Below are 10,768 nucleotides of genomic sequence, written 5' to 3'. Positions count from 1 at the left end.
CCCTGCGGGTGTACAAAAGAGAGGTTTTTGACCTCTCTTTTTTCATTTTTATGTGTTGTACAAAACTACCACAGCAATTTCTTGTGTGCTTGTCTAAACTCAGTTTTCTCTCCATCTTGATGGTGAGGCAGGCTGATGCTACTCTAATTTCTCAATGATTGTACTCATAAAGCAGCAGCGTGCTTCAACTCGTTCTTGATGGCATCGTTGATGAAGTCGTTGATAGTGGTGCCAGTGGCTGCAACAAATGCTGCGACGCGAGAATGCAATTCTGATGACATTCGCAGATTCAGTCTTCCGCTATATGGCTTTGCAGGCTCAACGCCATCAGCCTTGCAGGCTTCAAGATAACTATCTACACCTTCCTCGAAATCCTTGCGCAATTCATCGAGTGTGTTGCCCTCATAGAGAATCAGCGCTTTGCTCATTCCCTGAACTTTGCCACACAGGCAGTTGTCTTCCTTGCTATACTCAACACTACCTTTATAACCTTTATACTCTAAATAATCCATATCGCAACAAAGGTACTAAATTTGGTACTAACTTCCAAACTTTTGAACAATTATTTAATCATTTGCATAAAAAGTGAGGGCAAAGTTTGGTATTAACAGTATATTTTCTTACTTTTGCATCTGCAAACGTCTAACTAACCAGTTAATTGGAATAAGGAGGACGCAAGCTTATTGAAGAAGAAAACGATACGTCGATGGAATAGACGTTCACCCGAATAACCGGGGATGTTCTACCGCTTCCAAAGCGTAGAACAAGAGGCCATAAGAAACTGGTAACAAATTGAGATTTATGATTATAAAAAACAGGCCCAACCCCAACGAGGCATTTCCAAATCCGAATCTCCCAAGACTCTGCTTCATCAAGAATGTGGTGAAGAATCCACGTATTATCATCGGTGATTATACCTACTATGATGATGTGGATGGTGCTGACCAGTTTGAAAAGCACGTCACACACTTCTACGATTTTATTGGCGACAAGCTGATAATTGGCAAGTTCTGCGCCATTGCCAAAGGCATAGAATTTGTGATGAACGGTGCCAATCATAGAATGGATGGAGTGACCACCTATCCGTTCTATATTATAGGAGGTGACTGGGGCAGCGCAATAGCTCCAATCAAAGATGAGTTGCCACTGAAGGGAGATACTGTAGTCGGCAATGATGTTTGGATCGGCCAAAACGTAACTGTGATGCCAGGCGTTCATATCGGCGATGGAGCCATCATTGGTGCAAATTCTGTTGTTGCCTCAGACATTCCCCCGTATTCTGTTGCTGCAGGTAATCCCTGCAGGGTAATCCGTAAGCGTTTTGATGACGAGTTTATCGCCTACCTTCTGGAATTGAAATGGTGGGATTGGGACATTGAAAAGATTGAGGCTAATTTTAAGGCCTTGTCGAGTGGCGATCTTTCACTGATTAGAACTATTGAAAAATGACTATCGACACTACAAATATGTGTTCGCACCTGCAGAAGAAGCTGTTTGATGAGGATGGCATCTATCATCCTCTTTGATTACTAAAGCAAATAAGTTAAACAAGCATTACTATGACACCATTGGAACAAAGAAATGAGCAATTGGCTCAGACCATTATCAAGAACCTGAAGCGCCGACACATGGAAGGCTTCTATTGTGCGACGGCAGAAGAGGCCGTGAGGAAAGTGTCGGAACTCATTGAGGACGGAAGCAGTGTGACATGGGGCGGTACAATGACCATCCGCGACCTTGGCATCCCCCAGTATCTCAAAGACCGTGGTACACTCGAAGTGCTCGACCGTGACCTCGCTGCAACGCCAGAGGAAGCGCAGGCGATATATCTCAAGGCGTTTTCTTCAGACGTCTATCTATCCAGTGCCAATGCCATTTCTGAGGACGGTGTCATCGTGAACATTGATGGCAACGGAAATCGTGTGGCCGCTATCACTTGGGGACCAAAGAAAGTCATCTTCGTTATCGGTATGAACAAGGTGGCTCAGAACGTAGAGGCTGCACTTGCCAGGGCACGTAGCACGGCGGCGCCCACCAATGCGGCACGTTTCGACGTCAAGACGCCCTGTAAGTCTGATGGCGTGTGCCATAACTGCAACTCGCCACAGTCTATCTGTAACTACGTCCACTTCCTCAGGAACTCTCCACAGGGCCGACATGTCGTCGTGTTGGTAGGTGAAAACCTCGGATACTAATGTCTTGGAAACTGAAATATCGTTGTAAGCAGTGCGGCTATGAGGCCGAGGTGTACGAGGGGCGTGGACTCTTCCGACAGGAGATTACGGCCGTGTCGTGCCCAGACTGCAAGACCATCCAGAACCTCGTGGTGGGTGGTATCATTGCCGACGTGGCACCATCTTTTAGAAGCGAGGTTGGTCGTTTATGTCTGCAGTGCGGCAGCGATAACATCAAGATATGGGATAAACATACCTGCCCCAAGTGCCAGGGCGAAATGGAACAAACGGGAGAAAAGGAGTATTGGACATGACGCTAACGTATATATTTCATAGCGGTTTCGTGCTGGAAACGGAAAGGTCCATCCTGATATTCGACTACTGGCTGGACTTGAATGGCGTTGTGCTGCCGTTCCTGAAGAAGGATAAACCCATCTATGTCTTCTCCAGCCACTTCCACGAAGACCATTTCAATAGTGCCATCTTTGAGTGGAGAAAGCAACACAAGAACATCACCTATATCCTTTCTAAGGACATCTACAAGCATCGGAGAGCCACAAAGGAAGATGCAGACGTATGGTTGGCCAAGGGCGGAGCGTGGTCAGACGACACTTTGTCCGTATGGGCATTAGGCAGCACAGACAGCGGTGTTTCGTGGATAGTAGAGACAGAGGGTAAACGTATCTTCCATGCCGGCGACTTGAACAACTGGTATGCCAGATTCCTGCAGGATGTCAAACCAGGCGAAACGATCTATAGTGAAGAGTTCGAAGAAGAAATAGACCCGATAGCCCATGAGAAGCAGTACCTGGGCGAGCTGAAGGATATCCGCAAGATTACCGATAGCTTCGATGTGGTGATGTTCCCCGTTGACGGGCGCATCGGCAACGGTTACACCCTCGGTGGCCGACAGTTCATAGAGCGTTTCAAGGTCGGCCTCTTTGTCCCCATGCACTTCGTGGCCAGCGGTTTTGAATCCGCTTGGCGCATGAAGGAGTTCACGGATGAAAAAGGCATTCCTTTCTGGGAAATAAGCAGAGAGGGAGAAACGATAGATATCTGAATGATTAACAAGAACTGCTGATGTAAGCGAAAGCCTATGTCAGCAGTTTTTGTATATTACAGGGTCAGTCATCTTACGATCTTTGCTTTTTGCAGATTGTCAAAGTCATCCCAGAACTCAGCCTGGTCTTCATCGCTGAATGTGTTCGTGGACATCTCTTTGAGGATTTCATCCAACAGTTGCATCTTAGTCACCTGCAGGTCTGGTGCTACGTCAATCTGGTAAGTAAGAATATCACCCAATGAGCCGACGTGAACATTGGTAATAGCAACTTTACCATTCACCAGCTTCACCTGAATACGCCTATTAGAACCGTATTCAGGCTTCGTCTCACGCAGCTTTTGATACAACGCCGAATCGCTGTACTGCTCTGAATCTACTGAATTGATAAGTTCTCGTAGTGTCATATGGTCTTTATTGCTTTACACGGGTTACCTACAGCAATAGTGTTCGAGGGAATATCTTTCGTTACGACGCTTCCTGCACCAATTGTCACGTTATCACCGATGGTCACACCAGGCAGGATAGTCACACTACCACCAATCCACACATTATTGCCAATGGTGACTGGTTCTGCCCACTCTCTACGGCTGTTACGCTCTACGGGGTCAGTACTATGGCAGGCTGTGTAAATGCTTACATTCGGGCCGATAAAGCAGTCGTCGCCGATGGTGACTGGGGCTTCGTCGAGTACGGTGAAGTTGAAGTTGGCAAAGAACCGCTTACCCACACTAATCTGCTTGCCATAGTCGCAATAGAAGGGCTGGTTAATCAGAATATTGTCATCAGCGATGTGTCCCAAGAGACCTTTCAGGATCTCCCTTGCCTCCTCCTTCTCCGACGGGCGCAACAGGTTATAGTCGTGGATTATCTCTTTTACTTCCGTCAGCTCTTCTATCAGCTGCGGGTCAACAGCGGAATAAATTTCGCCCGCCAACATCTTCTCTTTTTCTGTCATATATTTCTTTGTCTTACCAATTCAATTGCCTCCTTACCCGTCAGGTGCTCAATGTCGAAACGAATCATCAGCATACGAGAGAAACCACTTTCTATTTCTTTTTGTAGACTCTCATCGTCATTCGGGTTGTAGTGGTTGCCAAGCATACGAGCCGTTTCCAACTTCTCCTGTTCATCCTCGATGATATGGATTCTGCCGAAGGCAATCACGCTGCGGAAGAAAGTAGTATATTTCTTCGGCTGCACATCATCCTGCTCGATAACACAGAAAGAAGCCTTGTCACACTTGCGGATAGCATCCACCTTGTGGCCAGCCAGAGCACTGTGGAAATACAGTTTTCCTTCATGATAGACATAGCTGATTGGAACGGCATAGGGATAGTCATCATCACCAAGCAATGCCAGTGTTCCTGCCGTTGCTTTCTCCAGTATTGCGATGCTTTCCTCTTTTGAAAGCTGTTGGCGCTTGCGCCTCATTTCACGAAACCCACTCATGCAGTTAATCCTTATTTTTATCCCATGTCCAATATTTCCTTAACTCTCCAACAATCTCATCCCAATCCTGTAGGGTAAACGTGCCAGGGCCCATCATCATAATGGTCATCTCCAAGTCGTCCCAACAACGATAAACATTAGTGTCACGGAACCCGTTTCGGAGATAAAAGGCTTGACGACGTAGCCTTTGCTCCTTGTTTGCACACTCCTGACGAGGCGACTCCATATCCAGAACACATGACTGCCCCTTATATTTTTCTATCAATTGGTTTAGAATCTGCTGACCAAGCCCTTTTCCACGCAGTTCTTCCTTAACAGCAAAGTACCAGTACCAGTTGAACGGACGGAGCAGCGAAGGCCGTCCGAGCTCGCTCGAGCACGGCTGAGTCGCGACGGACGAAGACGAAGTCAACGACGGTCTGGGATAGACAATCGTGAAGCCTATCAATTGGTTCTCATTATAATAGGCCGTGAAGTCAAGATTCATCTCGCCAATAAGACGTACCAAATCGTCCCAGGGAATCTGTTCTTCCTTGGGAAAAGCCGTTTCGTAGAGCAGTTTCAATTGCCCATCGTTAGCATTCTCTGTAGATATCTGTTTCTGAATCAAATCCTAATAATTCTCAAATCTTGGCACAAAGGTAGCAAATATTCCTCATTTTTTCGTAACTTTGCAAATAAAAATGAGAATATGGAGAATTTTGAAGATACACTACGCAATGACCTGCATCAGTTTCTGCTGAGCATGCAGGAGGTGGATGAAAGGATACCTGAGTGTCCCGATGTTGAAGAGAAATGGGAGGAGATAGCTAAGGCCTATATCCCCGATGGCATCCGCGAGTTTCAGGACTTCCCATCGGCCTCGCTCGGCTGGATGATGTATATCGGCATGGCCGTAGCCAAGATGTGGGATGCAGAGTGGGGGATATACTCGAAGATAGAAGACCTTTATGCCTATATGCGCGACAAGCGGGGCTACGATGCGATGGACGAATACATCCGCGAAGAGGTGCTGCTGTTGCAGGGCGTGGACTATACTATTCTAGAGAAAGTGACTGGCGAGTGTGCCTCGCGTGTGTATAATGCCCTGATGCGCCAGCGATTCGAACCAGGCACGAAGGAGGCTTTCAACGGCTATGTTGCCTGCCTGCATCAGCTCTACCTGTTTGGAGCTGCCATGCAGCTGAAGCGTATGGGGTATCACATGACTAAGATGAACTGAAATTTGTATCTATACATCAAAGGCACCAACCCATCTGATATGAGTCGGTGCCTTTGTTCAACTTTCACCTTTGACCTTTGGTCTAGTCTGCTCACGCTCGGCAGAATCGAAGCGAGCTTCACTCTGCTCTCGCTTACTCGCAGCCTTCAACTTTGACCACGTTTCCACTGAAGTGTGAAGATTTTGAGATTTCTACATAATTTCAGCGAAAAAACTTTGAGATTTCTACAAAAATGTGTAATTTTGCCCCCAGAAACTTAAACATTACGATTATGAAAACAGAAGAAAACAAAAAGCAAGAGGAGCTCACCGACGAGCAACTTGACAACGTGTCGGGAGGTGCAAGTTTTGGAAAATGGGAATATTATAATAATAAACCGAGGTGAAGGGACTACGCACCCGCGTTAAAATATACGGCTTTCTTTGCATTAATGCAAGGAAGGCCGCTGTGTTTTTATATGCATTAGTATATGTACGTAGTTAATTAAGATTGACGTACTCCGTCAGCTGTGAAAGTTCGCGGAGTTTTTTATTGGTAAGGACTACAGCAAAATAAAAGGAGGGGATAGCTTGTGCTACCTCCCCCTCTTTCCACCTTTCAAGTTTCAACTTTCACCTTGACCTACGGTCTAGTCTGCTCACGCTCGGTAGAGCTCAAGCGAGCTTGGCTCTCCTCTCGCTTACTCGCAGCCTTCACCTTACATGCATTCCATGCATGAGGTCGTTCCCAGCGCGGTCAGCGCTGCTGTGATGATGCTTGCCAGCACCTGGAGGATTATCCTCCATCCCTCCTTGTTTTTCATATTTTTTCCTCCTTTCTTTATTTTGTCACACAGATTTGAGCGTTCTCGTTAATCGGGAAGCGGCGTAAGCCTAAGGGAATGTTTCCGTGCTTTCTGTGATTTCCGTGTGACCTTATTAATTACTTCTCTGTGTGATTATGGGAGTGAAGGTGGGAGGCCTTTTGTGTGACCTCCCTTGACCTTCGGTCTAGTCTGCTCACGCTCGACAATGCTCAAATGCGATTTGGCATTGTTCTCGCTTACTCGCAGCCTTCACCTTTCACCTGTCACCTTTCACCTTAGTTATACCCGTCGTCACCACCACCTCCGGTGTTGTCACCATTCGTGGGATTCGAGGGATTCGTGTTCGAGTTGTTGCCGCCGTTCTCCGTAGATTCGTTGTTCCCTGAGTTCGTGGTTCCGCCCTCGTTTTCGGGATCTTCGACGTTACCCTCGTCAGTCGAGGTCACGCGCTTCACCTCCTTGCCTTCGCGGTCGTAGCAGGTGATCTGCACGGCAGTCTTCGACAGCTCGTCCTTCAGGTCGACATCAGGCGTGAAGATGATGCGTCGACTCGAGATGAGGCCCGCCTTCACCTTGTTCACGTCGTCCACGCTCTTGGCGCGCAGTCCGAAGCGCATGGTGCCCAGTCCAGGCAGCGCTACAGAGTGGCCTTCGGTGGCCCATGCCTTGATAACCTCACCAGCTGCATCCCAGCAGGCCTGCATCACGCCTCGGCTCACACCTGAGCGGAGGGCCGCCTCCTTAATCACCTTGTCCTGAGTCAGAGCGGTGTAGAGCTCAGGCATCATCACGTAACGATACTGACCAGCATACTTGCCGATGTTCTGAAATTGTTCTTTTGCTTTTACTTTAAGTGCCATAATCTTAGATTTTTAATGTTTATTGTTTATTGGTTTTTGGTTAAAGGTTCTGGTCTAACGGGATGGTGTGTCAAGATTTTTCAGTTCGTTGTGGCGCCTACATCTTACCTCTTCCATCTGACATCAGCACCTCTCGTCTTCCATCTTCCTTGTCAAATCCGATGGTTGTCCGCGCCTATATGAAATATTTTCATCTCTCCCGTGGGCGAGAAAAATTTCTCTCGTGGGGGCGCAAAATTTCTATCTTTATTGACGATACAAAGGTACAAAAAATAATTGAAACCACCAAATATTTTACCAATTATTTTTCATGAATGATGTAATTATTTTTCTTATTCTTCAGCCTCGCGTTTTTTATGCAAAATGTGTCATGAGTGTCATGAGTGTCACGTGTCATTTACGATTTTAAACCTCGATTTTTACTCTTAATATATATAATATTATAATATTATATATATTAAGAACTATTTTTACCTATTCAGAATCCTTAATGACACATGACACTCATGACACTCATGACACACATTCAACGTTTTTCAGGGTAAGACAACTCGCTTTGCCGATGAGGATGTATGGCTGACGCAAGCGCAACTGGTAGAGATTTATCAGTCGAGCAAGTCGAACATCAGTGAGCATCTTAAAAACATCTTTGAAGATAAGGAACTGGATCAGGATGCAGTTGTTCGGAAATTCCGAACAACTGCTGCAGACGGGAAAAATTATCAGGTATTACACTATAATCTTGACGTGATTATTGCCCTTGGATATCGTGTGCAGTCGCCTATTGCTGTACGTTTCCGTCGCTGGGCCACTCGCTTACTGCATGAGTATATCCAGAAGGGCTTTACGATGGACGATGAACGTCTGAAGCAAGGCGGCAATCGCTACTTCAAGGAGTTGCTGCAACGCATTCGCGACATCCGTAGTAGTGAGATGAATCAAGGAACAGTCCCGTGATCCGTGGAAGTGATTTGAAAAGCTATTTACGAAGACGGAGAACTTGACGAAGAGGCAACTCACAAGAAATACTTGTTAGTTCGCCAAGAGGGCAAGCGACAGGTGCAAAGAGAGATTGACCACTACAACCTCGACATGATTATTGCCTTAGGTTATCGCGTTCAGTCACCTATTGCTGTACGTTTCCGTCGCTGGGCCACTCGCTTACTGCATGAGTATATCCAGAAGGGCTTTACGATGGACGATGAACGTCTGAAGCAAGGCGGCAATCGCTACTTCAAGGAGTTGCTACAACGCATTCGCGATATCCGTAGTAGTGAGATGAATCAAGGAACCGTCCCGTGATCCGTGTTGAACTTTCTCTGACCCTAATTATTTTCAATTCTCCAAGGATTTTCGTGAGTATTTATAGTTTTTCGCTATAAATAATCAAATTTTTTCAGCAAATGATGATTCATTTGCTATTTTTTTGCTATCTTTGCATCCTAAAGGATGCGAGGATAGGCTGTGCCTCGGCATAAGAAAAACGCTTCTTCTGCTCTCGGCTTGCACCATCCTAGTCAATCAAATAAACTAAAAACGTTATCACTACGCAAGCAATAAAACTATATATGGCAACACAACAAGAGCGTGCAGAATTGCACAAGACAATATGGAAGATAGCCAACGAACTGAGAGGTGCCGTTGACGGATGGGAATTCAAGGCATACGTCTTGGGTAGCATCTTCTATCGGTTTATCTCAGAGAATATCTGCGACTATATACACCAGCTGATGGCGGCTGCTGGTCAGCCCGACTTCGACTATACCACCATCAGCGATGACTTTGCAGAGAACATCCGCAAGAAGATGGTGGAGGAGAAAGGCTACTTCATCCTGCCCTCACAGCTGTTCCAAAATGTGGTGAAGACAGCAGAGAAGGACGAGAACCTGAACGAGCGACTCACCAACATTTTCCGCTCCATTGAGGCCTCTGCCGTTGGCACACCATCAGAAGACGACCTGCGTGGCTTGTTCAGCGACTTTACTGTTGACAACTCTGCGCTGGGTTCTACTGTCATCAAGCGCAACCAGCTGTTGGCCCGCGTGCTCCAGGCCGTTTCTCAGATGGACTTAGGTTCGAAGTACAACGACACCAACAACGATACCTTTGGCGACACCTACGAGTTCCTGATGCAGATGTATGCCTCGCAGGCAGGCAAGAGCGGTGGTGAGTTCTTCACCCCTCAGCAGGTCTCAGAGCTGTTGGCGCAGTTGGCATCATGCAACAATCCTAATATCAACAAGGTCTATGACCCTGCCTGTGGATCAGGCTCGTTGCTGCTGAAGTTTGCCAAGACCGTTGGCAAGCAGAATCCCAATCTGAAATACTTTGGTCAGGAAGTGAATCCCACGACCTACAACCTCTGTCGTATCAACATGTTCCTGCACAATGTGAACTTCGACAACTTCGACATTCGCTTGGAGGACACCCTGCTGAAACCTCAGCACATGGACGATGCACCCTTTGATGCCATCGTCTCTAATCCTCCTTACTCGCTGAAGTGGGACGGTAAGGAAAATCCCATTCTGATTAACGACGAGCGTTACGCCCCTGCAGGAGTGCTGGCTCCCAAGAGTGCTGCCGACCTTGCCTTCACGATGCACATGCTGTGGCACCTGTCAGAGAAGGGCACAGCTGCCATTGTAGAGTTCCCTGGCGTGTTGTATCGTGGTGGTGACGAAAAGAAAATCCGTGAGTATCTGATTAGGGAGAATCGCGTGGACACCGTCATCCAGTTGCCTGCCAACCTCTTCTTTGGCGTGGGCATTGCCACCTGTATCATCGTGTTGAAGAAGAGTGCCAAGACAGATAGCTCTGTGCTCTTCATAGATGCCAGCAAACTGTTCCAGAAGGACGGCAACAAGAACGTCCTCCTGCCCGAGCATCAGGAAAAGATTATGGAACTGTTCCAGAATCGTAAGGACGAGCAGTATATGGCCAAGTTGGTGAAGAACGACGATATTCTTGCTAACGACACCAACCTTAGCGTCTCCAGCTATGTAGAGCAGGAAGACACTCATGAAGTGATCAACATCAAAGAGGTAAATGAAAAGCTCGAAACCCTTGTTGCCGAGGGCAATGAGCTGAACCAGAAGATTGAAGCCATCATCAAAGAATTAGGAGAGTAATATCGTAATTCCCCAAGAAAATTGGCAAAAACACTCTAAAGTTCCCCAAGAAAATTGGCAAAA

General features: G+C 46.8%; 14 protein-coding genes and 2 pseudogenes. 9 read left to right on the top strand and 7 right to left on the bottom strand.

The window, feature by feature from the left end; all coding sequences use genetic code 11:
- Positions 1-164 precede the first annotated feature (164 nt).
- Positions 165-512, bottom strand: coding sequence for a type II toxin-antitoxin system HicB family antitoxin (locus Q0R57_RS14055; protein ID WP_294749035.1), 348 nt, complete (start codon positions 510-512; stop codon positions 165-167).
- A gap of 289 nt (positions 513-801) precedes the next feature.
- Between Q0R57_RS14055 and Q0R57_RS14050 the strand changes: the two genes are divergently transcribed.
- The 4 genes from Q0R57_RS14050 (at position 802) to Q0R57_RS14035 (ending at position 3,237) form a co-directional block, all read left to right on the top strand.
- Entirely contained in the window at positions 802-1,449 is a 648-nt protein-coding gene (locus Q0R57_RS14050; RefSeq protein WP_294749033.1) for a Vat family streptogramin A O-acetyltransferase, read from the top strand.
- Between the two features lie 110 nt (positions 1,450-1,559).
- Positions 1,560-2,195 (top strand): lactate utilization protein, encoded by a 636-nt coding sequence (locus Q0R57_RS14045; RefSeq protein ID WP_294749031.1) that lies wholly within the window; start codon positions 1,560-1,562, stop codon positions 2,193-2,195.
- Positions 2,195-2,488, top strand: coding sequence for a hypothetical protein (locus Q0R57_RS14040; RefSeq protein WP_294749028.1), 294 nt, complete (start codon positions 2,195-2,197; stop codon positions 2,486-2,488). The genes Q0R57_RS14045 and Q0R57_RS14040 overlap by 1 nt, the downstream gene beginning before the upstream one ends.
- Positions 2,485-3,237 (top strand): MBL fold metallo-hydrolase, encoded by a 753-nt coding sequence (locus Q0R57_RS14035; protein ID WP_294749026.1) that lies wholly within the window; start codon positions 2,485-2,487, stop codon positions 3,235-3,237. The genes Q0R57_RS14040 and Q0R57_RS14035 overlap by 4 nt, the downstream gene beginning before the upstream one ends.
- A 68-nt stretch (positions 3,238-3,305) precedes the next feature.
- Here the strand turns inward: Q0R57_RS14035 and Q0R57_RS14030 are convergent, their stop codons facing one another.
- From Q0R57_RS14030 to Q0R57_RS14015, 4 genes are read right to left on the bottom strand one after another with little or no spacing between them, the layout of a single operon-like run.
- Entirely contained in the window at positions 3,306-3,644 is a 339-nt protein-coding gene (locus Q0R57_RS14030; protein WP_294749024.1) for a hypothetical protein, read from the bottom strand.
- Positions 3,641-4,195, bottom strand: a complete 555-nt coding sequence (locus tag Q0R57_RS14025; protein WP_294749022.1) for a sugar O-acetyltransferase — start codon at positions 4,193-4,195, stop codon at positions 3,641-3,643. The genes Q0R57_RS14030 and Q0R57_RS14025 overlap by 4 nt, the downstream gene beginning before the upstream one ends.
- Positions 4,192-4,689 (bottom strand): NimIJ family nitroimidazole resistance protein, encoded by a 498-nt coding sequence (locus tag Q0R57_RS14020; RefSeq protein ID WP_294749020.1) that lies wholly within the window; start codon positions 4,687-4,689, stop codon positions 4,192-4,194. Before Q0R57_RS14020 ends, Q0R57_RS14025 begins: the two co-directional genes overlap by 4 nt.
- A gap of 4 nt (positions 4,690-4,693) precedes the next feature.
- A complete protein-coding gene (locus Q0R57_RS14015) occupies positions 4,694-5,299 on the bottom strand; it encodes a GNAT family N-acetyltransferase (RefSeq protein ID WP_294749018.1) in 606 nt (201 codons plus the stop codon).
- 81 nt (positions 5,300-5,380) lie between these two features.
- On the opposite strand from Q0R57_RS14015, the gene Q0R57_RS14010 reads away from it, so the two are divergent.
- Both Q0R57_RS14010 and Q0R57_RS14005 read left to right on the top strand, forming a co-directional pair.
- Complete coding sequence (locus Q0R57_RS14010) at positions 5,381-5,911, top strand: hypothetical protein (protein ID WP_294749017.1); 531 nt, start codon at positions 5,381-5,383, stop codon at positions 5,909-5,911.
- A gap of 272 nt (positions 5,912-6,183) precedes the next feature.
- Positions 6,184-6,297, top strand: a complete 114-nt coding sequence (locus Q0R57_RS14005; protein WP_294749016.1) for a bacteriocin — start codon at positions 6,184-6,186, stop codon at positions 6,295-6,297.
- A gap of 312 nt (positions 6,298-6,609) precedes the next feature.
- On the opposite strand, the gene Q0R57_RS14000 is transcribed toward Q0R57_RS14005, so the two are convergent.
- Positions 6,610-6,714: a smalltalk protein gene (locus Q0R57_RS14000; protein ID WP_294749014.1), complete on the bottom strand. Its 105-nt coding sequence runs from the start codon at positions 6,712-6,714 to the stop codon at positions 6,610-6,612.
- A gap of 278 nt (positions 6,715-6,992) precedes the next feature.
- Positions 6,993-7,577: a DNA-binding protein gene (locus Q0R57_RS13995; RefSeq protein ID WP_294749012.1), complete on the bottom strand. Its 585-nt coding sequence runs from the start codon at positions 7,575-7,577 to the stop codon at positions 6,993-6,995.
- A gap of 561 nt (positions 7,578-8,138) precedes the next feature.
- On the opposite strand from Q0R57_RS13995, the pseudogene rhuM (Q0R57_RS13990) reads away from it, so the two are divergent.
- From rhuM (Q0R57_RS13990) to Q0R57_RS13980, 3 genes and pseudogenes are all read left to right on the top strand, one after another.
- Positions 8,139-8,510: pseudogene (gene rhuM / locus Q0R57_RS13990) on the top strand (RhuM family protein); the annotation flags it as partial.
- Positions 8,511-8,558: 48 nt separating this feature from the next.
- Positions 8,559-8,855: pseudogene (gene rhuM / locus Q0R57_RS13985) on the top strand (RhuM family protein); the annotation flags it as partial.
- A gap of 290 nt (positions 8,856-9,145) precedes the next feature.
- Positions 9,146-10,705: a type I restriction-modification system subunit M gene (locus Q0R57_RS13980; RefSeq protein WP_294749010.1), complete on the top strand. Its 1,560-nt coding sequence runs from the start codon at positions 9,146-9,148 to the stop codon at positions 10,703-10,705.
- Positions 10,706-10,768: the final 63 nt, after the last annotated feature.

This window comes from uncultured Prevotella sp., assembly GCF_946407605.1.
GTDB lineage: Bacteria > Bacteroidota > Bacteroidia > Bacteroidales > Bacteroidaceae > Prevotella.
The sequence above is the reverse complement of the archived record's forward strand: the minus strand, read 5'-3'. Positions and strand labels throughout refer to the sequence as shown.